Source organism: Gilliamella sp. Bif1-4, assembly GCF_001690535.1.
Classification (GTDB): Bacteria; Pseudomonadota; Gammaproteobacteria; order Enterobacterales; family Orbaceae; genus Gilliamella; species Gilliamella bombi.
In genome coordinates, this window is the sequence record NZ_LZHC01000047.1 from 102529 (window position 1) to 126507 (window position 23979).

Annotated in this window: 17 protein-coding genes, 1 rRNA gene and 1 pseudogene; 9 read left to right on the forward strand and 10 right to left on the reverse strand. The window is 35.8% G+C overall.

Going from position 1 to position 23979, the window contains the following annotated elements:
* Positions 1 to 5: 5 nt before the first annotated feature.
* From A9G25_RS07390 to A9G25_RS07410, 6 genes are all read right to left on the reverse strand, one after another.
* On the reverse strand, positions 6 to 2459 hold the full coding sequence (locus A9G25_RS07390; protein ID WP_065626390.1) for a DMSO/selenate family reductase complex A subunit: 2454 nt from the start codon (positions 2457 to 2459) through the stop codon (positions 6 to 8).
* A 371-nt stretch (positions 2460 to 2830) separates the two neighbouring features.
* Complete coding sequence (locus tag A9G25_RS07395; protein ID WP_065626391.1) at positions 2831 to 3907, reverse strand: hypothetical protein; 1077 nt, start codon at positions 3905 to 3907, stop codon at positions 2831 to 2833.
* 379 nt (positions 3908 to 4286) lie between these two features.
* Entirely contained in the window at positions 4287 to 5879 is a 1593-nt protein-coding gene (locus A9G25_RS07400; RefSeq protein ID WP_065626392.1) for a hypothetical protein, read from the reverse strand.
* Positions 5880 to 6406: 527 nt separating this feature from the next.
* Complete coding sequence (locus A9G25_RS13030) at positions 6407 to 6550, reverse strand: hypothetical protein (protein ID WP_218057563.1); 144 nt, start codon at positions 6548 to 6550, stop codon at positions 6407 to 6409.
* 41 nt (positions 6551 to 6591) lie between these two features.
* Positions 6592 to 6741 carry a hypothetical protein gene (locus A9G25_RS13035; protein ID WP_218057564.1) on the reverse strand — a complete coding sequence of 50 codons (150 nt, stop codon included), beginning with the start codon at positions 6739 to 6741 and terminating at the stop codon, positions 6592 to 6594.
* A 201-nt stretch (positions 6742 to 6942) separates the two neighbouring features.
* Positions 6943 to 8502, reverse strand: coding sequence for a hypothetical protein (locus A9G25_RS07410; RefSeq protein WP_065626393.1), 1560 nt, complete (start codon positions 8500 to 8502; stop codon positions 6943 to 6945).
* Positions 8503 to 9043: 541 nt separating this feature from the next.
* On the opposite strand from A9G25_RS07410, the gene parE reads away from it, so the two are divergent.
* The 7 genes and pseudogenes from parE to A9G25_RS12345 all read left to right on the forward strand — a co-directional run.
* On the forward strand, positions 9044 to 10933 hold the full coding sequence (parE, locus tag A9G25_RS07415) for a DNA topoisomerase IV subunit B (protein WP_065626394.1): 1890 nt from the start codon (positions 9044 to 9046) through the stop codon (positions 10931 to 10933).
* A 27-nt stretch (positions 10934 to 10960) separates the two neighbouring features.
* Entirely contained in the window at positions 10961 to 13189 is a 2229-nt protein-coding gene (gene parC / locus A9G25_RS07420; RefSeq protein ID WP_065626395.1) for a DNA topoisomerase IV subunit A, read from the forward strand.
* A 1-nt stretch (position 13190) separates the two neighbouring features.
* Positions 13191 to 14036: a co-chaperone DjlA gene (gene djlA / locus A9G25_RS07425; protein WP_034913354.1), complete on the forward strand. Its 846-nt coding sequence runs from the start codon at positions 13191 to 13193 to the stop codon at positions 14034 to 14036.
* 14 nt (positions 14037 to 14050) lie between these two features.
* The gene (locus A9G25_RS07430) at positions 14051 to 15493 is read left to right on the forward strand and encodes a TrkH family potassium uptake protein (RefSeq protein ID WP_065561201.1); all 1443 of its coding nucleotides are present in this window, start codon (positions 14051 to 14053) and stop codon (positions 15491 to 15493) included.
* A 142-nt stretch (positions 15494 to 15635) separates the two neighbouring features.
* Positions 15636 to 17210, forward strand: a complete 1575-nt coding sequence (locus A9G25_RS07435; RefSeq protein WP_065626396.1) for a TerC family protein — start codon at positions 15636 to 15638, stop codon at positions 17208 to 17210.
* Positions 17211 to 17409: 199 nt separating this feature from the next.
* On the forward strand, positions 17410 to 18720 hold the full coding sequence (locus A9G25_RS07440) for an NCS2 family permease (protein ID WP_065626397.1): 1311 nt from the start codon (positions 17410 to 17412) through the stop codon (positions 18718 to 18720).
* A gap of 86 nt (positions 18721 to 18806) precedes the next feature.
* Positions 18807 to 18957: pseudogene (locus A9G25_RS12345) on the forward strand (IS5/IS1182 family transposase); the annotation flags it as partial.
* Between the two features lie 21 nt (positions 18958 to 18978).
* Here A9G25_RS12345 and A9G25_RS07445 read toward each other — a convergent pair.
* The 4 genes from A9G25_RS07445 to metK all read right to left on the reverse strand — a co-directional run bounded on the left by A9G25_RS07445 (position 18979) and on the right by metK (position 22097).
* Positions 18979 to 19833: a 23S rRNA (adenine(2030)-N(6))-methyltransferase RlmJ gene (locus A9G25_RS07445; protein WP_065626398.1), complete on the reverse strand. Its 855-nt coding sequence runs from the start codon at positions 19831 to 19833 to the stop codon at positions 18979 to 18981.
* Positions 19827 to 20339: a hypothetical protein gene (locus tag A9G25_RS07450; protein ID WP_141671778.1), complete on the reverse strand. Its 513-nt coding sequence runs from the start codon at positions 20337 to 20339 to the stop codon at positions 19827 to 19829. Before A9G25_RS07450 ends, A9G25_RS07445 begins: the two co-directional genes overlap by 7 nt.
* A gap of 119 nt (positions 20340 to 20458) precedes the next feature.
* Positions 20459 to 20962, reverse strand: coding sequence for a SprT family zinc-dependent metalloprotease (locus A9G25_RS07455; protein ID WP_065626399.1), 504 nt, complete (start codon positions 20960 to 20962; stop codon positions 20459 to 20461).
* Positions 20946 to 22097: a methionine adenosyltransferase gene (metK, locus tag A9G25_RS07460; RefSeq protein ID WP_065626400.1), complete on the reverse strand. Its 1152-nt coding sequence runs from the start codon at positions 22095 to 22097 to the stop codon at positions 20946 to 20948. The genes A9G25_RS07455 and metK overlap by 17 nt, the downstream gene beginning before the upstream one ends.
* Positions 22098 to 22310: 213 nt before the next feature.
* On the opposite strand from metK, the gene murI reads away from it, so the two are divergent.
* The gene (gene murI, locus A9G25_RS07465; protein WP_065626401.1) at positions 22311 to 23126 is read left to right on the forward strand and encodes a glutamate racemase; all 816 of its coding nucleotides are present in this window, start codon (positions 22311 to 22313) and stop codon (positions 23124 to 23126) included.
* A 394-nt stretch (positions 23127 to 23520) separates the two neighbouring features.
* Positions 23521 to 23979: ribosomal RNA gene (locus tag A9G25_RS07470) — 16S ribosomal RNA — on the forward strand; the annotation flags it as partial.

Consider the following 23979-nt stretch of genomic DNA (forward strand, 5'->3'; position numbering starts at 1 on the left):
TTAATTTACGACGTTAATCCTGCAATCGATAATGGTTTAACTTCAACCAGATTGGTATGCTGTGGATTCGATTTGGCAAGCACCGTTGGGCGCAATGATGTTAAACGATTAATACAACCACCAATATCAACCCCTGCCACATTTGTTTTTGCCCACATTCCTTGTGGAATGGCTATAACACCGGGTAATATCCTTGGTGTAACTTTAGCATGAATATAAAGCCGTCCGCGATCGTTATAAACTTCAACTAGCTGACCATGTTTTATTTGCCGTTGCTCGGCATCAAATGGATTAATCCAAATACTGTTAACGACAGCTTCCCGCAGTTGCGGTAAATTAGTGTAAGTAGAATGGCATTGCCCTTTGGTATGAAACCCGATAAGTTGCAACGGATATTTTTTGCGTTTTGGTTTATCTTCGCTGCCTTCAATTGCTGGCAAATACGCAGGAATCGGGTACAGTCTATCTTCTTCATCAAGTTCCCATTCATTGGCAATGTTAGCCAATGCCTCTGAATAGATTTCTATTTTTCCGGACGGTGTATTTAATGGATTTTTAATCGGATCATCTCTGAAGGCTTTTAAACCAATTTGTGTATCACTATCGGCGAGTTTACGCTCAATTACCCCCATACCATCGGTATCGACAAAAGGAGGTAAATTAGGTTCATGTTTTCGCAATTGCTCATAACAATATTCTATCCATTCATCTTGAGTACGACCTTCCGTAAATTTATCTTTTACACCCAATTTTTCAGAAAGTTCAGTTAATACATCATAAGTTGCACGATTTTCCCAAAGCGGTTTAATTGCGCGTTGCATACGGATTAAATAACTATACGCGCCAGATGAATAAGAGTTATTAATCAAATCATTATTTTCAACTGATGACACATCAGGCAACAATAAATCGGCATATTTGGCTGATGCGGTCATATGCGTATCCCAAACAAGAATAAATTCACATTTAGATTCATCTTGCAAAATTTGGTGAGTACGATTCAGATCTGAATGTTGATTTCCCATTACATTACCAGCATAATTCCAGATAAATTTAATACCTGTATCCAACTTATCTTTACCTTTAAGGTAAGAATTTTTAGCTGTCATATTTTGCCCATCTTCAATCGCCTTAGTCCATAAAAAGAAAGGAATGCTGGTTTTAACAGGATTAGGAAGATTAAAGCTCGGTATAGGATAAATAACGCTCCCCCCCCAAGTCCCAATATTTGTACCGGGTTTACCAAATTGCCCTGTGATAATAGGTAGCGTCATAATTGCACGTGCGGTATGTTCGCCATTTTGCCAACGCTGTACGCCATAACCTTGCGAAATCCAAGCTGCCTTAGCATCAACAATATCTATCGCCAGTTTACGTATTTGTGCCGCAGGAATTCCCGTTTTTTTAGCTGCCCATTCAGGGGTTTTAGGCGTTCGGTCATAACCCAAACCTAAAAGATAAGATTTATAATCACTATAAGATGGTGCACTATCAGGCAAAGAATCAGCACGCCAACCAATACAATATTGATTAAGCATATCTTCATCAATGCGATCTTGCTCAAGTAATGTGTAGCCTATTGCAGCAACTAACGCTGCATCGGTACCGGGAATAATCGGGATCCACTCAGCATTATATGCCACCACACTTTCGCTACGACGAGGATCAATAATAATCACCCGTGCATTACTTTGTTCTAACGCATGAAAAAGTTCGGTAACTTGCCCTCCTCCCGACATTCGGGTCTCGGCAATATTATGCCCAAACATCACAACTAAATCAGAATGCTTTATCTGATCAAGTAAAGAATCCTTAGCATTACCAAAAATATAAGGACGAATAGCCGAAATTTGCCCACTAGAATAATCACCATGATAATTTAAAAAACCACCAATCGTACTTAAAAAACGCTTACACGCATTACGCCCAGAAAGATTAGCACCAGTTGTACCTGATCCATATTGATAATAAATCGCCTCGTTGCCATACTGATTAATGGTATATTTAAGTTTATTGGCAAGTAGGCTAATGGCTTCATCCCATGAAATACGTTTAAATTTACCTTCACCACGTTTGCCAATGCGTAGCATAGGATACTTTAAACGTTCAGGATCATAAGTTCGCCAACGAACAGATCTGCCACGAAGACAAGGGCGAATTTGATGTAAGCCAAAAACAGAGTCATTAATCCCATCTTCTGACGATATTTTAGTAATAATATCGTTTTTGACATGAACTTTTAAAGGGCAACGACTGCCACAATTCACTAAACAAGCACTATAAACAATCTTTTCTGCATCAGTAGGGATAGGATTTGAAATTGCATTATTAGCATCGGTACTCGGCTTTGTATAGGCAAAAGGTAATTGTATATTACTTGTCAGCGTAGCCACACCACCAATAGTTAATGATTTTTGTAAAAAATCACGCCGGCTTATTTTATTTTTAAAATTGATCACATTATTCCCTGATATTATATGGAATCTGTTGATAATAATACTAAAAAATGAATAAACAAACTAAAAACAACAAAAATTGTTATTAACTAACATGATCTCAATAGGAGGATTATCAAATAGATTGGCAATAGGTAATACTAATATTTTTATTCCCCCTTCCAATATTACAGATATTTTGGAATCAAATTTTAAAGAGAATGGAGGAAGAAAAGACTAGCATTGTTGACTTAGAAGAAGTAGCTATCCCAAGTCTCACCATATCTCAGTTACTTCGATTTTTAACGAGCGTTCCTTATACCTTATTGCTCTCCATTCTTATTACCAATATAAAACTGCCAACTATTTTAAATAATAAATGATTGATATTTTACTCATTGATAATCATAAATAATTCCCCATTCGCTAAACAATCCGCCAATCCATCGTGAGTTATTTATGTAGCTAATGCGGCGTTGATAGACATTTTCCTGCCCGGGTACCCCCTGATACCAATAATTACCATTTGCATTGGTATAATCTTGTGCTGCTGGAACAGAATATCTTTGTGAGGATGAAGATAGGGAATTACAAAATGAAACAGCATTATTATAATCCTGACCAGTGTCTCCTAGCTTTACAATAAACCAACGGTCTATTTTAAATTGGTATATTAGTTTTTTTGCTGTATCGTCATAAAGCTCAAATGTTGACGGTTTAAATGCTTTATTTCTTGAATCTTTTGTTGGCTCTTTTAAGGTCACCCGAACAATATTGCCATCTAATTCATTATTCTCGGCCGTTAATAAAAGTGTAATTCCTGTACCTGATACTGGTTTCACAGTATTGCCATTAATCGCAATCATTTTCTTTGCAGTCATACCTGCAAGCATTAACTTAAAATATAAATTATTTGCTACTGTTGTGGGAAAATTCTTCGAGGCATCACTAAGGCTTTGAACTTTAAATCCATTATCAGGATCCCATTGTTCCTTTGGACCTGCATGTCTTCCAGAACCATTGTTTAAATTAGGTTGTACATAACAAACCAAAGGCTCATCAATCTTTGGCTTAATATAATATGAATGGCTAGTTCCATTAAAATAGTTCTTGTTAGGATTGCCATATTTGGTTGATAAAAGCACATCAGTCAAACTCAGGGTTAATTTATAGGGAGCTTCACAAGGGGCTAATACATTATTAGGGTTATCTTTCACTTGCTGGGTAATATCGATATTTTTATAATTTTCCCACTTCACTCTTAATTCACCTGACGCTTTAGCATCACCATCACTGTCTGCCCAATGATGGTAGGGCTCTGCAATTAATGTATCAAGCGCAATTGTTGGATAACTCTTATTGCCTTGTGAAGAAAGAGGAATTAAGTTTTGGATATGACTAAAAGTATCAATACTAGTAGGTAATTCGATTGGATCATAGATCCTTGAACTGTCTTCTTGTACTGAAATCAACAGCCCATTAGATAGTGTAATGTTTAATAGTTCATCTAATGTTTTAATGCGGGTTTCACCACCATCCAGTGTTAAATAAGGCTTATGACCTTGAATCTCTTTTACCTAAGAAATTTACATAAACCATAAACTATTTATTATTAGTAGCAATTTTTAATGTCAAATAAAAATCATAATTAAGGTTGACTTATCGTAACAGGTAAGTAGCTATTTTTAAGATGTTTTATTTTCTTTCCATAATATTTATTTTATTATTAACAATATAAATAACGATGATTAAAGTAAAGTATAAAAGTTTTCCTTATTTAAGTTCGAGATGACTTACTCCACAATTTGATAGTTATATTGAATTTAGCCACTTAACCCAACATATACTACTTTAAGGCGTTACACACGCTGGCATGGCATAATCAGAATAACTGACAGAAATTTGCCCATAAGGCATAATTGTATACTGCTTATCATCATACAGCCCAGATGCCCAATATTCGTAAGAATTCCAATCTCCTAATTCATTCGAAGTAAACGCTCCCCACTCATTAAATAAACCACCTATCCATCTATCATCACTTTTGTAACTGAGTTGTCTCAGACTTTCATTTTTCTGCCCAGGAACCCCCCATATCCAAGAATCATTATCATCATTCGCATTAGTATAGTCACCAACACTAGGGACTCGATAATCATTACCTAAACCATTACAAAATATTTGGGCTTGAGCATAATCTACATTATTATCATTATCATAATCATATAACTGAGTTATATACCAACGACCTATTTTAAAGCTATAAAGCAACTGGTTGTGGTTACTATCGGCATAAAGCTTAAATAACGAGGGACTAAAGCTTTTGTTATCTGAATCTTTACTTGGGCCTTTTAATGTTAATTTTAGTTGCACTTCATCTTCTGATAAACTGTCCGATTTTTCTGCACTCAATAACAGCTTTACCGAGCTATCGCCACTTACCGCTGAAACGATTGTGCCATTAGCATTAATTACTTGTTCTGGTGTGATATCGGCTAACAGTAAATGGAAACTTAGATCATTTGACCCCGTGGTTGGAAAGTTTTCTTCAGGATTATGAATATTCATCACCTGAAAACCATAGCTATGGTTCCAGTATTTACCTGCCGTACCATACATATTTGGTGGTAATGCATAATTAACACGTGCAACTTTACCTAGATTAAAATAATAAGTATAAGATCTCCCTTTATAAGTCGTTTCATTTGGTATGCCATACTGAGTCGATAATTGCACATCCGTTACGTGTAGGCGTAAACTATAGGGCGCAAAGCTGGGATCAAATTTGCTTGTAGGATTATTTTTGACGAAGTCAGTAATATTGTTACCATTTACATCATACCAAGCAAGTTCAAGGCTACCGGTAACATCAATATGACCATCGCCATCATTATCGGCCCAATAATGATTTGCACTGACTATATTTTTTAAATCAATACTAGGATAACTGCTATTACCTGATAATGGCACAAGTGTTTGGACACTATTAAAATCTGCACCACTAGGTAATTCAATTACATCATAATCATCAACTACTGTTGCATTTGGATATAAATTTGATTCTCCGCCTAGAGGAACATATCCACGGCCATCAGATAATCTAATGCCTAATAATACTTCCATATATTTTTCTTCTTTGATTCGGTCATCATCAAAAGTTAAATAAGGTGCATGGCCACGTATTACATTCGTTGTTATGGCTGATAATGCACTAACATAGTGAATATGGCATACCATTAAAAATAGGTTTAATATAAAATAACGTAATACAAGCTTTATTTTATAAAAACGCCATTTGAATAAAGAATAAAAAAGAGGTAGGTTTGAAAAAGAAAATAAAGAGGGAAAAAAACAACAAAACTTTTTTACAACTAAAAATAAAATGATAAAATCCTTATAATTGTGACTGCGTTGCCACGATAGATAAGCGGCTTTTTTTAACATTTTTGATTTCCTTTTCATCTATTTATTTTATTAATAATAAATTGGAATCAACACATTCCGTTAATACCAATAAACAGCTATAAAAAAATAAATTATAAACGTTTTTACCTATTTTAGTGATAAATTTATTTTATTTGTTAATTTGTAGGAAAACGCCGAGTTGTTTACACTTCATGGTTAAAATAATCCTATAAAAACTCATAAGGCGTTTTCCCTGAAATCGCTTTATGCGGTTTAACGGTATTATAAAAATTAATAAAGCGTTTGAGTTTTTGTTTTCTCTCTTTTTAATCGTTAAATATTTGCTGATTATGCCACATCTCAATTCAAAGTTCGTATTACTCGTTCGGCTTTCCCATTTTTTTGTGGACAGGCGGGTTTGGTGAATTTTTGATTAATACGATGGCTATGACACGTTTTAACAAATAGGTGTTCGCTGTTGCCTTGATATTCTCGTCCATTATCGGAATAAATACATGTAGTGGTATAAGGACATTGGGCTAACACATCTTTTTGTAAAAATTGTGCTAAGCTAAATTGGGTTTATCAGGGTAAATACCGGCATAAAGCTCTCGTGAAAAATCATCAATGCCAACAAACAAATATTTTCTAGTTTGCTGTTTTGTTTCATTTTTAAGTAAAGGTAAACGTTTGGTATCAACGTGTAGCATTTCACCCAGATAGGTTTTGTTATAGCGTTTAGCTTGCCGTCTTAATTATCTTCAATAGATTTTTCGACTTTAACCAGACGTTTAATACCATAACGAATGGTTTTATAATGTTCATTCTTACTGGTTAATGGAACAAAAAGCTTCAATCGGGCTTTCTTTAGTATGTTATAAGAGGTAGGACGACAGACCATAAAGTGTTTAGCCAAATCAGTGACCGTTATTTTTTTATGATATAAGCGCCATATCACTTGTCTGCGATAAGGCGTTAGTTTTTTTATGTATATTCATTACCGTAATTTCTCAAACTACTGTAAGCAACGCTAGTAAATCCTACACTTTATGAGTTTTTAACGGGTTATTCTAACCATAAAGTGTAAATAATCCAGTGTTTTCTAAAAGTCACTCATCCAAGTAAAACAAGCAACCCTGTCACTAGAAGGGCGATTGAATTGAAAATCTACATCACCAAATTGAGCGAAAACATTATATCTTTTACCCTGAGATTCATTAATTACCCAATAGTCGCCAAAATCCCAACCTGCATCACGATAATCATAAATAATTCCCCATTCATTAAACAATCCTCCAACCCATTTATTAGAAGAATTCCAATAACTAATTCTGCGTTGATACGTATTGCCTTGTCCTGGCACCCCAAAGTTCCAACCAAAACCATTTGCGTTTGTATAATCTTGTACTTCAGGGACAAAATACGTTTGTGGTGAAGAAAGATTTTTACAAAACGAAAGCGCATTATTGTAATTTTGACCTGTATCCCCTGGTTTTACGATAAACCAACGTTCTATTTTAAATTGATATATCAAGTTTTTTTTTGCTGTATCACTATAAAGTTCAAATCTTGTTGGGCGAAACGTTTTATTCACTGAATTCTGTGTTGGTCCTTTTAAGGTTATCCGAACTATATTACCCTCTAATGCATTATTTTCAGCTGACAATGATAGCGTAATCCCCTTACCTAATACTGGATTTACTTTATTACCATTAATAGCAATCATTTGCCTTGCTGTCATACCTTCAAGTATTAATTTAAAATATAAATTATTTGCTCCGGTTGTAGGGAAATTCTTTGATGCATTGCCAAGGTCTTGTACTTTAAATCCATGATTTTGATCCCATTGTTCCTCTGGACCAGCATATTCGTTCGTACCATAGTTTAAATTAGGTTGAGCATAACACACTAAAGGTTTATCGATATTTGGTTTGATGTAATATGAGTGACTAGCCCCAGTGAATCGACTTTCGTATGGTATACCATACGTTGTCCATAACCTAGTGTTCGTTGCTGTTAATGTTAGTTTATAAGGTGAATTACAAATATTTAATGGCTTATTTGGTTGTTTTTTTACATCATTAGTAATATCTTTACCATTTTTGTCTTGCCATTTAATCGTTAATTGACCAGTTGCACTGATGCTACCATCCCCGTCATCATCTCGACCATAATTATATGGTGCATTAACCAAATTAGTTAACGAAACTTCAGGATAATTTGAAACAGGCACTATGGTTTGAATATCAGCGAAAGTGTCGGTTATATTTGGCATTTCTATTGGGTTATCTGTACTTGAGGTATCCACCTTTGCATTTGGGTAAAGAGCGCTATTTATACCTGATGGTATATAGCTACTATTCGGTAAATTGATGCCTAATAATCCTTCAATACTCGTTACCTTGGTCGCTCCACCATCAAACGTTAAATATGGTGCACTACCCTGTATTACTTTATTGGTCGTTGCTGATAAAGCGATTGAGTTATTAGCAGGTAAAAGAAGATAAATACAAGTAAATAGAGTTAAACGTAAAGAAAAAAATTTTAGAAATGAGAGGAGGCGTTTACATGGAGTATAAAATAGCTGTGCCTGACAATTAAAAAGCAACGATCTTAGAGAAATTAAATTTTTTGTTTGTTGAAAATTATGATTAAACGACATTATACCATTCCCTATTCTATTTTGTGAACTTATGATTATTTAAAAGAATTAAATAGTTGAGTTATTATTGACCATTAATTCATGGTGTTTCTGTAGTATTAATGTATAAAATATCACCCCATAAAGAGGGAGTTGGTTTAATTTTAAACAAAAAATAATATTATTTAAAGATAAAAAACATTCACTTTTATTAATGTTTGTTAAGATTTGTTAAACGTGTTGATTTTATTATAAATTATATTGATAATATGAAACGAAAAATAAATACAACACTTGCTCTAGATATTAAATTATCAACCGTAATTCATAATCAACAATACATTATGAATTTATTTGCACATAGAGATTTTAGGTATAAAAATCAATTAGAGGACAGTGCCAACGATTTACTCTCAAGTTGTCCATCTTAATCATTATGATTAATTTATTATGATAAATACAGTTTAGCATTGCAAATCAAGCCCCCTTCACCATTGACCTTGGTCTTATTGAACAAAGATTGGTATAATAGCCGTCATTTATTCGAATAAATAGAAAAACTATGTCACAATCTACTTATAATGCCGTTGATATTGAAGTCTTAAAAGGGCTTGATCCAGTTCGTCATCGTCCTGGAATGTACACTGACACAAGCCGACCAAACCATTTAGGGCAAGAAGTCATTGATAACAGTGTTGATGAAGCTATCGCAGGTCATGCTCGTAAAGTTAAGGTTACCCTTTTTCAAGATAATTCACTAGAAGTTATCGACGATGGGCGAGGAATGCCGGTTGATATTCATCCTGAAGAAGGTGTACCAGCGATTGAATTATTGCTTTGTCGTTTACATGCTGGCGGAAAGTTCTCGAACAAAAATTACCAATTTTCAGGTGGTTTACACGGTGTAGGTATTTCGGTAGTCAATGCATTATCAAAACGTGTTGAAGTTACAGTTCATCGTGATGGACAAGTGTACGAAATAGCTTTTGAAAACGGTAATAAAGTTGAAGAACTGCATATTACGGACACTTGTGGCCGTCGTAATACAGGTACCAAAGTTCATTTTTGGCCTGACGAAAAATATTTTGATTCACCTAGATTTTCTGTTCCACGCTTATTACATCTACTAAAAGCTAAAGCGGTGCTTTGCCCTGGCCTTGAAATTATTTTTAAAGATGAAATCAATAATACCGAACAACGTTGGTGTTATGAAGATGGCCTAAAAGATTATCTAATGGAATCTGTCAGCGGTTACTCTCTTTTACCTGAAACGCCTTTTACAGGCAATCATACTGGCGAAAAAGAAGCCGTAGAGTGGGCACTGCTTTGGATGCCCGAAGGTGGAGAATTATTAACTGAAAGTTACGTTAACTTAATCCCAACCGTACAAGGTGGCACCCATGTTAATGGTTTGCGCCAAGGATTATTAGACGCAATGCGTGAGTTTTGTGAGTTTCGCAATTTGTTACCACGAGGACTAAAATTAACCGCCGATGATATATGGGAACGCTGTGCCTATGTTATTTCACTTAAAATGCAAGAACCTCAGTTTGCGGGTCAAACTAAAGAACGCTTATCATCGCGCCAAAGTGCGGCATTTGTTTCGGCTATTGTGAAAGATGCATTTAGTCTTTGGTTGAATCAAAATGTACAAATAGCCGAATTACTAGCTGAAATGGTAATTTCAAGTGCACAAAAACGCTTAAAAGCGTCCAGAAAAGTCATTCGAAAGAAATTAACCAGTGGTCCAGCATTACCAGGCAAATTGGCCGATTGCTCATCACAAGACTTAAGTCGTACTGAACTGTTTTTAGTGGAAGGCGATTCTGCAGGAGGTTCGGCTAAACAAGCGCGAGATCGTGAATATCAAGCCATTATGCCTCTTAAAGGCAAAATCTTAAATACATGGGAAGTCTCGTCCGATGAAGTACTAGGCTCACAAGAAATCCATGATATTTCTGTTGCTATCGGTATCGATCCAGATAGCGATGATTTAAGCCAATTACGTTATGGTAAAATCTGTATTTTAGCCGATGCCGACTCAGATGGACTACATATTGCAACATTACTTTGTGCTTTATTTGTTCGGCACTTTCGTACCATGGTTGAACATGGGCATGTCTTTGTTGCTATGCCGCCGCTTTACCGCATCGATTTAGGAAAAGAAGTTCATTACGCCCTAGATGAAGAAGAAAAAGAAGGCATTTTAGAACAGCTTAAACGTAAAAAAGGCAAGCCCAATGTGCAGCGCTTTAAAGGTCTAGGTGAAATGAATCCACTACAACTACGCGAAACAACAATGGATCCCAATACGCGTCGTTTAGTACAGCTTTCGCTTGATGATGCTGAGCAAACGATGGCATTAATGGATATGCTACTTGCTAAAAAACGCTCAGAAGATCGCCGCGAATGGTTACAAGAAAAAGGCGATCAAGTTGAACTTGATGTCTAACAAACAGAATGATTTAGAGGAACAATAATGAGTGAGATAACTCATGACGGAGTAGAAATTCAGTCGTTACGCACTTTTACCGAAAGTGCCTATTTAAACTACTCAATGTATGTCATTATGGATCGTGCCTTGCCATTTATTGGAGATGGCTTAAAACCAGTGCAACGACGCATTGTTTATGCTATGTCTGAATTAGGACTTAACGCACAAGCCAAATTTAAAAAATCTGCGCGTACCGTCGGGGATGTGCTTGGTAAATATCATCCTCATGGCGATAGTGCCTGTTATGAAGCGATGGTGCTCATGGCACAACCATTTTCATATCGCTATCCATTAGTTGATGGGCAAGGTAACTGGGGGGCTCCTGATGATCCTAAATCATTCGCTGCTATGCGCTACACAGAATCACGTTTGTCAAAATATGCCGAACTACTATTAGGTGAACTAGGACAAGGAACGGTTGATTATACGCCTAACTTTGATGGTACTTTACAAGAACCTAAAATGTTACCGGCTAGATTACCTAATATTTTATTAAATGGTACAACAGGTATCGCAGTCGGCATGGCAACAGATATACCGCCTCATAACATTCGTGAAGTAGCAAATGCGGCAATTATGCTTGCCGATAACCCCAATGCGACGCTCAACGAAGTAATGACTTACATACAAGGTCCTGATTTCCCAACAGAAGCTGAAATTATTACTTCACCAGAAGACATAGCGAAAATCTATAAAACGGGTCGTGGTTCAATCCGTATGCGTGCTGTCTGGAAGAAAGAAGAAGGTGATATTGTAATTACCGATCTACCTCATCAAGTTTCGGGTGCTAAAATCTTAGAACAAATAGCTTCTCAGATGCGAGCCAAAAAACTACCTTTAATTGAAGATTTACGCGATGAGTCTGATCACGAAAATCCAATTCGTCTGGTCATTGTGCCACGTTCAAATCGAGTAGATTTAGAGCAAGTTATGAATCATCTATTTGCCACAACCGATCTCGAAAAAAGTTATCGGGTTAATATGAATATGATTGGGCTTGATAATCGCCCATCAGTAAAAGGCTTAGTTGAAATTCTTACTGAATGGCTAGAGTATCGAAAAAATACCGTCACTCGACGTTTAAATTACCGTTTAGATAAAATATTAAAACGACTCCATATTCTCGATGGCTTATTAATTGCTTTTTTAAATATTGATGAAGTCATCGAAATTATTCGTCACGAAGATGAACCTAAACAAGAATTAATTAATCGTTTTGCTTTAACTGAAATTCAAGCCGAAGCGATTTTAGAGTTAAAACTTCGCCATTTAGCCAAACTTGAAGAGATGCGCATTAAAGGCGAACAAAGTGAGCTTGCAAAAGAGCGTGATCATCTGCAAGCTTTGTTAGCTTCGCCTAAAAAATTGAGTAATTTAATTAAAAAAGAGCTAAAAGAGGATGCTGAAAAATATGGTGATGACCGTCGTTCTCCAATTGTTGAGCGCAGTGAAGCTAAAGCTATTAGTGAACAAGAGTTAACACCATCTGAACCTGTTACTGTCGTTTTATCTGAAATGGGTTGGGTAAGAACAGCAAAAGGTCATGATATTGATCCTGCTGGTTTAAGTTATAAATCCGGTGATAGTTTTAAAGCTGCCGCCAAAGGCAAAAGTAATCAACCTGTTATTTTCATCGATTCAACGGGACGTAGTTATGCTATAGAACCAAACACGTTACCATCAGCACGAAGTCAAGGCGAACCATTAACTGGTAAATTAGCACTACCTGCTGGTGCAACAGTTGAACATGTGCTCATGTCTCAAAATGATGATCAAAAATTATTACTTGCTTCAAGTGCTGGTTATGGGTTTATTGGTCAATTTAGTGATTTGATTGCTCGCAATCGTAATGGTAAAGCAATTATTAATTTGCCTAAAGAATCTAAAATATTACCACCAATTGAAATCACATCTGAAGATAGTTTACTACTATCAATCACCAAAGCAGGCCGAATGCTCATATTTCCTGTAAAAGATTTACCTGAACTTGCTAAAGGTAAAGGAAATAAAATAGTATCACTTTCAGGTGCTGATGACTGCCTTGCTTATACTATATTAATTACACAAGACACTTCAATAACGTTATATGTTGGTAAACGCAAACTTACATTATATCCTGCTGATTTACAAAAATTTAAGGCAGAGCGAGCACGAAAAGGTACACCGTTACCAAGAGGTTTACAAAAGATAGATAAAATAGAGGTGAACGAATAATATGTCTTTTATCTGGGCAATAATTGCAGGCTTTGTTTTGAGCACTGTATTAAAAACAGGATGGGGATTTATTCTTGGGCTTTTTGTTGGACCAATGCTTTACCGCACGTTTTGTAATAAATTGACCGAACAAAGAACACAAGCAAATCCAACACTTTATTTAACTGTTGTTTTTGAAGTTCTAGGTCACTTAAGTAAAGCTAAAGGGGTCGTCACACAAGATGATATTAATCTTGCCAGCCAATTTATGGATAGATTACAACTTGACCGAAACGGCCGAAAACTAGCACAAGATTCATTTAATAATGGTAAAGCAAGTGACTACCCATTAAGATCTCGTTTGGCTGAGCTATACGCACAATATCGTTTTCGACGTAATGTGTTAAATATTTTTTGTGAGCAATTGATCCAAGCCGCATTAGTTGATGGCGTTTTAGACGAAAAAGAACAACAAATTTTATTTATTGTGGCTGAAGAATTTAATATTCCACGTCAACAAATGGCAATATATATCCAAATGATGATGGGAAGTTATCACTTCCGTCAAAATGGCTATAGTAACCAACACGGACAACGAGGCCAATACCAACGCAGTAATAATTATGGAAATTATCAAGGTCGCTCACCACAATCCGACCTACAAAATGCTTACAAAATCTTAGGTGTTGCAGCTACAGCTGAAATCTCAGAAATAAAAAGAGCTTATCGTAAATTAATGAATGAGCATCATCCTGATAAGTTAGTATCGAAAGGCTTACCGAAAGAGATGCTTGAAGCCGCCAAAAAACGTGCACAAGAGATTCAAGCGGCCTATGATCTTATCAAAGCATCACGTGGATTTAAGTAGAGACTATCATCATGATGCATTGGCGATCAATTTTACGAATTATCGGTTTATTAGTATCCCTATTATCGATATTCATGTTATTACCAGCACTTGTTGCATTAATCTATCGCGATGGGGCTGGTGCAATTTTTGTTCGCTCTTTTTTTGTTGCCTTAATTTTAGGAATTGCACTATGGTTTCCTAATCGTAATCATCGCCACGAGCTGAGCACACGCGAAGGCTTTTTTATCGTCGTACTATTTTGGGTTGTTCTAGGATCAATTGGCGCTTTTCCTTTTATTTTTGATACACATATTAATTTAAATTTAAATACTGCATTTTTTGAATCATTTTCAAGCTTAACCACAACTGGTGCCACCACAATTGTTAAGTTAGATCATCTACCTAAAGCTTTACTTTTCTATCGCCAATTATTGCAATGGCTTGGAGGAATGGGGATTATCGTGCTAGCTGTTGCTATTTTACCATTACTGGGAGTAGGGGGAATGCAACTTTATCGTGCCGAAATTCCCGGTCCGCAAAAAGACAGTAAAATGCGTCCACGTATTGCTGAAACAGCTAAAACACTTTGGTCAATTTATATTTTACTAACAACGCTTTGTGCTATTTGTCTCTGGCTGGCTGGTATGAATGTATTTGATGCTGTGTCACATAGTTTCTCCACGATATCAATGGGAGGGTTTTCAACCCATGATGATAATTTAGCCTATTTTAACAGTCCAGTAATCAATTACATCGTCACCCTCTTTTTGATTTTATCTGGTTGTAATTTTGCGCTCCATTTTGCCGCACTAAGTGGCTTTTCGATTAAAGAGTACTGGCGTGATCAAGAGTTCAGAACATTTATATTTATTCTACTGATACTAGTTGCTATCTGCACAATTGTTATTTATTTCTATAAACCACACCGCCTGAGCATTGATAAAATTATTTTACAAGTGGTATCCATATCATCAACAGCAGGTTTTAGTGTCGATGATATCAACACATGGCCATCATCATTACCAATCTTTTTATTGTGCGCTTCATTTATTGGTGGTTGTGCGGGATCAACGGGTGGCGGTTTAAAAGTGGTTCGTGTGTTAATTTTGTTTATGCAAGGCTCACGTGAACTAAAGCGCCTTATTCATCCTAACGCTATTTATACTTTAAAATTAAATAATCGCGTGGTTTCTGAACGCATAATCGAAGCGATTTGGGGATTCTTTTCTGCATATACGTTGGTCTTTTTAGTTAGCTTATTTATTATTATGGCAACAGGCATTGATGCCACTGATTCTTTTTATATAGTAGCATCATCACTGAACAATTTGGGGGTCGGTCTTGGTAGTGTAAGTGATAATTTTGCTAGTGTCAGTGATATAGTAAAATGGGTAATGGTGGTTGACATGTTATTTGGGCGATTAGAAATATTTACCTTACTAGTTTTATTCACACCAACATTTTGGAAAAGCTAAATTTATACTGAAACACATAGTTACCTGAAAGTTTTTAACAAGATATGCAATTTTTATAAATATTTTATTGATTATTTGCTCAATTACAGACAGAATTACAACGCAGCATGTGCTGTATTTATTAGAGGTAATCACCTGACATATGGAATGGATCATGGATCCTACAATCTGGATTGGCTTATCCACTCTGGTTGTACTTGAAATCGTCCTTGGTATTGATAACATTGTTTTTATAGCCATTCTTGCCGAGAAACTTCCACCCCAACAACGAGATAAAGCCCGCGTTACCGGTCTTGCCTTTGCATTAATCACTCGAATTTTATTATTAATGTTTACGGGTTGGTTAGTCACACTCACTACACCGCTATTTTCAATATCCAAGATCAGTTTTAATGCCCGACAACTAATTATGCTAATTGGTGGTATATTTTTGTTATTTAAAGCTACCATGGAGCTCAATGAACGCCTTGAAGGCACATCAAATGAAGATGGTAAACCTAAAAAGACATCCCACTTCTGGACTGTCGTTGCTCAAATAGTTGTACTTGATGCTGTGTTCTCGCTTGATTCAGTTATTACAGCTGTTGGAATGGTCGAACATATCCCAGTGATGATTATTGCCGTTTGTATAGCAATAGGCATTATGATGGTTGCAAGCAAACCATTGGCTAATTTTGTCAATGCCCATCCAACCATTGTGATCCTATGCTTGAGCTTCTTATTAATGATAGGATTTAGCCTTGTTGCCGAAGGTTTTGATTTTATTATTCCAAAAGGTTACTTATATGCGGCGATCGGTTTCTCAATCATGATTGAATTTTTTAATCAATTAGCCATATTAAATCGCCGTAAAGCATTAAATAAAAAACCGCTACGAGAACGAACTGCCGAAGCTATTTTACATCTACTAAAAGGTGATGCTGAGGAAGATCCCGATACTCATAATATTGATATCGTATCCGATGCTAATAAAAAAGTATCAGTGTTTAATCATCAAGAACTCAGCATGGTTGAACGAGTACTTGGACTTGCACAGCGTTCGGTCAGTAGCATTATGACATCTCGACTTGATGTTGATATGATCAATATTAATGACGATCGTGATGTTATAATAAAAGAAATCTTTGATAATCCCCATTCTCGTTTAGTTGTCACTGATAATGACTCAATTGATGAGCCTTTAGGCATTATCCAAGTTAATGACCTTTTAAAAGATGTGCTACAAAGCAAAGCACCGATCGATATACACTCACTAATCAAACAACCTTTAATCTTTCCAGAAACCGTATCGTTACTGGTTGCATTAGAACAATTTAAAAAGGCCAAAACTCATTTTGCTTTTGTGGTTGATGAATTTGGTTCAATGCAAGGGGTTGTTTCGGTAACGGATATTATCGAAACCATTGCTGGTGATTTTCCAACAGAAGAAGAGGAAATTGATGCTAAACATGATATTCAATGTCTAGATGATAATAGCTGGATTGCTAATGGTTATATTCCAGTTGAAGAGCTAGTCCGTTTTGTACCAATACCGATTGATGATAAACGTGAATATCATACCCTAGCAGGGCTATTAATGGAAAAAGCTCAACATTTACTCAATGTTGGTGAAACTTTGCAAATTGGTGATTACTTATTTGAAGTAGCTGAAATAGAAAGTCATAGAATTCTTAAAGTAAAAATCACGTTAAATAAACCTGATTCTGTAGCATTATAATACAGCAAAGAGAAATAACTAGAATAACGCTTGACCAAAATAAATAACTAGCAATAATTGACGCTGAAACATTTTTGTTTAATTGAAGGTGCGGAGTAAGTACTCCTCATCTTTTTTATTTTCCCCTTTAGTAAAAAAATAGGTAAAACTGTTTATAAACTTTTATTCTTACTTATCAATCTAAATTAGGCCTAAACTTATGAAGTCAATATTCGAAAAAACCTTTCAATTGAAAGAGAAAAAAACAACTATCGGTACTGAAATTATCGCTGGTTGTACTACCTTTTTAACAATGGTTTATATCATCTTCGTGAATCCTTCCATCTTATCAGCAACAGGTATGGATACTTCTGCTGTTTTTGTTCTAACTTGTATCGTAACAGCCTTTGCTACCATTTTAATGGGGCTATTTGCCAATTTACCAATTGCATTAGCACCTGCCATGGGGCTTAATGTCTTTTTTGCCTATGGCATATGTGGGGCAATGGGCTATTCTTGGCAAATTGGTATGGGAGCGATATTTTGGGGTTCTTTAATCTTTTTTGCGTTATCACTATTTAAAGTTCGTCACTGGTTAATTGAACATATTCCACAATGTTTGCGTGTAGGTATTAGTGCAGGTATTGGACTATTTATTGCTTTTATGGGATTTCAAAATATGGGTATTGTAGTAGCTTCTCCTTCCACACTATTAACTATGGGGAATATCTTATCGCTTAAAGTCCTATTAGGATCACTAGGTTTTTTCATCATTGTTATTTTAGCGGCTCGTAACTTTCATGCAGCAGTATTAATTTCAATTTTAGTTGTAACTTTATTAGCACTATGGCTCGATCCAAATATTACTTACCAAGGTATTATATCTATGCCACCAAGTGTAACTAGTGTTGTTGGTCATGTAGATTTAGCAGGTTCGCTTAATATCGGTATCATGGGCGTTATTTTTTCAATAATGATTGTCAGCTTATTCGACTCATCAGGCACTATTTTAGCACTAACAGATAAAGCAGGAATTAGTGACGAAAAAGGTCGATTCCCCAAAATGCGTCAAGCGCTGTTAATTGATAGTTTTAGCTCCTCTTTGGGTGGATTATTTGGTACATCATCAGTGTTAACTTATATTGAAAGTTCCGCAGGTATCTCTGTGGGCGGTCGAACAGGATTAACCGCAGTAGTAGTTGGACTATTATTCTTATTGGTAGCCTTTTTCTCGCCACTGGCACATTTAGTACCTACCTATGCAACATCAGGCGCACTTATCTTTGTTGGGATCTTAATGGTTTCAAGCCTAGTTAAAGTTAACTGGTCTGACTTAACAGAGGCAACACCCGCTTTTATTACAGCAATCATGATGCCATTTGCGTTTGCAATTACTGAAGGAGTTGCACTGGGTTTTATCTCTTACGTAGTGTTAAAAACCTTTACTGGCAAATTTAAACAATTAAATCTTTGTGTAATAATTTTTGCTTTACTATTTGTTTTAAAATTTATTTTTATTGATCATCATTAAAAACGACTCCCCATCGTTACTTCCGATGGGGAAATTTTTCAAGAAATTAACGCATTTATTGGGCTATACCCAGTACCTCACGAAAAAGTGATATTGATTTGTTTCTATATAAATATCATCATTTGGTTGAAAATGCTTTTGCTAGGCTGAAACCTTATCGAGGTATAGCAAAACGCTACGATAAGCTAGCAAGAAATTATCCGTATGGCCTCATTAGCATGTTGCATGAGATGTTAAAAATGTCAAGGATGCCCATGGTTAATACAAAGGATCAACTCCATTTAGCTCTCTAATGATGAAATTTCCTGTTTTTCCAACGTCTAGTGTTGTTTTTAGCCATGGCAAAATTGTATGCATTTGTTCGTGTAATTTCCATGGTGGGTTAATTACTATCATCCCTGATGCTGTCATGCCTTTTTGGTTATTATCAGGCTTTATTGCCAGCTCAAATTGTGAAATTCGTTTTATGCCTAAGTTAACAATATTATCAATCATTTTTTGAGTTTGTGTACGAGATACCACAGGATACCAAATTAAGTAAACACCTGTTGCAAAACGTTTATATGCTTCAAATAATGCTGCAGGGATTTTTTGATAATCGTCTTTAATTTCATAAGAAGGATCAATCAATATTATTCCACGACGAGATAGTGGAGGTAACTTTGATTTTAATTGGGAAAATCCATCTTCACGTAAAACTTTTGTTCGTTTATCTTTACTAAATTCTTGTTTTAATAAAGGGTAATCAGTTGGGTGTAACTCTGTAAGGTTGAGCTTGTCTTGTTCACGTAATAATTGCTTGGCAATTAATGGTGAACCAGGATAATATTTTATTTCCTCAAAAGGATTATAGCGTCTTAGTACCGATATGTATGTATTAAGCAATTCAGGAATATTAGATTGTTGCCATAGTAAATTAATTCCTGATAAATATTCACCCGTTTTTTCTGCATGCTCACTTCTTAATAGATATCGTCCAGCCCCCGAGTGTGTATCTAAATATAAAAAAGGCTTTTCTTTTTCCTTTAATGATTCAATACATAATGTTAAAACAATATGTTTTAATACATCTGCATGATTTCCTGCATGGTAACTGTGGCGGTAGCTTAGCATAGGGAATCTACTCTCTTTTTTTCATTTTTTTGCATATAAAAGGTTATTAAGGATAAACAAAGAAGACAAGGAATTTCCATTAATTCTTCAATGAGATCTTTTCGCTCTTTTGTTATAACTAGAAATTCATGTCCAATACGGCGATGTTCAGCAATATCAGCTATACCTAAGAATAAAAAAGCAAAGAATATATGCCAAAATGGTATTTTTTCGTATTTGTAGCGACGAGCAATTTCTCGGCGAATGGTGGGTAAAAATATACTTAGTATTGGGATCGCTATTAATATACTCGCAATGATTTTATAATAGAAACGAGGTACCTCAGGGAAAAAGTCTCTTCCCCAACTAATTCCTCGACCAAAAAGCATAAACCACCAGAAAATTGTCCAAATCCAAAATCTATAAAGCTCAGAATGTTCAGATACTCGTTTTGCATAATAATAGGTATAACAGCACATAAATAATAAGAAGAGAGATTGAATATGTTCAATCACTACAACCGTCATTCCATTGTATAAAGGTATGAACCAATTTCCCGTAATATATAGGATAATGCCAAGAGTGAGAATTAATAACGAACTTTTGTAAAAATGAAAATCTAACTTACACATATAATATCTTAGTACTAAATGGCTCTTTTAAGTTTGAGTATAGTACCGCATTTACGACATAAATAACTAGTTTTATTATTTTGAATTTTGTTGTGTCTTATTGAGGTTAATTGATGTTGTTGACAACTGCAGTAGTATAAATAAGTATTGCGTTGAATAGGAAAACGGTGAGTTGTTGCAGGGATTTTTCCTAATATTTCTGACATAATATATTGCCATTCTTTACCATGTGGTTTTACTTTGCCAAACTCTTTAAAGACAATGAGATGTGCTAATTCGTGAGGCACAACTTCCTCAATAAATTGAGTACCATTATCTAGCAACATAATCGAATTAAGTTGAATTTCCCAACGTGTTAAAAAGGCACTACCAGCAATACTGCCTTTGGGTTTATAAATGATCTTAGGCTCTTTATATTGGGAATGTAGACGTTGATTGGCTTGCATTAAGTGAGTTCTTAAACAAGCCATAGTTTGATTATGTAAATAAATTGGTATGCGTTTATAGTCCTGCTGCATCACGTAGTAGTGCCGCTTTATCAGTTTTTTCCCAAGGGAATATATCTCGACCAAAATGACCGTAACTTGCAGTTTGTTGATAGATCGGTTGAATTAGCTCAAGCATTTGGATCAATCCATAAGGTCTTAAATCAAAGAATTCTTTAATAAGCGATACAATTTTATCGTGATGGATTTTTTCTGTGCCGAAAGTATTGACATAGATTGATGTAGGATTGGCAATACCAATTGCATAAGATATTTGTAATTCACATCTGTCAGCAAGTCCTGCAGCAACAATATTCTTTGCAACATAGCGTGCGGCATAAGCTGCTGAGCGGTCAACTTTTGAAGGATCTTTTCCAGAAAAGGCACCACCACCATGACGAGCTGCTCCACCGTACGTATCGACAATGATTTTGCGTCCAGTTAGTCCACAGTCTCCCATAGGGCCACCAATAACAAAACGTCCAGTTGGATTAATAAAGTATTTTGTTCTAGGTGTTAACCATTCGGCTGGCAATGTCGGTTTAATGATTTCTTCCATGACGGCTTCATGTAATGCTTTTTGCTCAATACCTTCTGAATGCTGAGTTGATAGAACGATTGTATCAACACCTTTTATCCGACCGTCTTGGTAAATTAATGTTACTTGGCTTTTTGCATCAGGTCTTAACCAAGGAAGTGTACCATTTTTTCTAACTTCTGCCTGGCGGCGCATTAAGTCATGAGCATAGCTTATAGCAGCAGGCATTAGATTTGGCATTTCATTGGTAGCATAACCAAACATAATACCTTGGTCACCAGCACCTTGAGCTAGAGGGTCATTTTTATCAACCCCTTGATTGATATCAGGAGATTGTTTGCCAATGGCATTGAGCACCGCACATGAATTTGCATCAAATCCCATTTCTGAACTGGTATATCCAATGTCATTAATTGTTTTTCGAGTTAATTCTTCAATGTCCACCCAAGCTGAAGTAGTGATTTCACCGCCAACTAAGGCCATACCTGTTTTTACATATGTTTCGCAAGCAACACGCGCTTTTGGATCTTGTTTTAAAATTGCATCAAGTACAGCATCAGATATCTGATCGGCAATTTTATCTGGATGACCTTCTGAAACAGATTCCGAAGTAAATAGAAACTCTGACATAGAATACCCTCTTAACTTATTCTTGCACAATGCTTGGAATATAATATTTAGTTTTAGTATATATTTATTTTAGCAGTTTTACCGTCTAGACGTCTAGCCCATAATTTATGGAACTAAATGCAACATTAGCTTGGGTAAAATACTTGCATTAATTTTTAATCAATTTACGATATGAAGCGTTTCTAATTTATTATTTAATGTCCTATAGCTAAAATGAATATCGTAAAACAATCGCCTTCAGTGTTAGTATTTGATTCAGGTATTGGTGGTTTATCTGTTTATAATGAAATTTACAATAAAATACCTAATGCACACTATATCTATGTATTCGATAATGAGATGTTCCCTTATGGTGATAAATCATCAGAGTTTTTAATTAATAGAGTGAACTCTGTCATTGAGGCTGTTACTAAATTTTATCCAATTGATTTAGCTGTTATTGCTTGCAATACAGCTAGTACTATTTGTTTGCCTAGTTTGCGCGCTAAATTTTCTTTTCCTATTATTGGCGTTGTACCAGCAATTAAACCAGCTAGCTTACTTACTAAAAATAAATGTATAGGATTATTAGCAACAAAAGCAACAGTTGAAAGGACTTATATAACTGATTTAATACAGCAATTTGCCGCGCATTGTACAGTTAGATTGTTAGGTTTATCGGAATTAGCACTTATAGCCGAAAATAAATTGCAAGGTATTACTGTAGATATGAAACAGTTAAAAGAACTAATGCAACCTTGGCTTGGGCTACAAACAATCCCTGATACAATAGTACTAGGTTGTACGCATTATCCTTTTATTAAAACAGAATTACAGACGCTTTTTCCTCAAACGAGATTAATAGATTCAGGCTATGCGATTGCAATAAGGGTCTGTAATTTACTAAATGATAAATATAGACTAGACCAAATAGTTCCTTCTGCGTCCGAAAATATTGTATTAAGTACAGTTTATACTCAGTCTGTAGAAAAGTTGATTAAAAAATTAGCTGATTATAATCTTAATAAATATCATACTATTAAAATTTAACGGATTAAAATTTGCGCGACCAGATGATTGTTTTATCTTTTTTGCTTGCTAAAAAAAAAGAAGTCCCTATAATGCGCATCCACTGACACGCAGTCAGCGACAAGCAGACGGAAAGTTAGTGATTAAGTGAGATCGAAAATTTAAAAAAAAGATCTTGACGAATAAAAAGGTGTGGTGTAGTATACGCAACCCTTGAGACAGCAAACTGAATCAACGAAAGGTTGATGAAGAAGTAAAAGCTGTTAGCTCTTTAAAAAGAAGAAACAGACAATCTGTGTGGGCACTTGCGAGACAAAAGATTAAAAGTCTACGGACTTAAAAGATAAAAGTCTTGATAAGTGACACTGAAGATTCATTTGAATATGTCAGAGACAGTTATTGAGTATCAAACTTTAAATTGAAGAGTTTGATCATGGCTCAGATTGAACGCTGGCGGCAGGCTTAACACATGCAAGTCGAACGGTAACATGAGTGCTTGCACTTGATGACGAGTGGCGGACGGGTGAGTAAGGTATGGGGATCTGCCGAATGGAGGGGGACAACAGTTGGAAACGACTGCTAATACCGCATAAAGTTGAGAGACCAAAGCATGGGACCTTAGGGCCATGCGCCATTTGATGAACCCATATGGGATTAGCTAGTTGGTGGGGTAAGGGCTCACCAAGGCGACGATCTCTAGCTGGTCTGAGAGGATGACCAGCCACACTGGAACTGAGACACGGTCCAGACTCCTACGGGAGGCAGCAGTGGGGAATATTGCACAATGGGGGGAACCCTGATGCAGCCATGCCGCGTGTATGAAGAAGGCCTTCGGGTTGTAAAGTACTTTCGGTGATGAGGAAGGAGATGTATC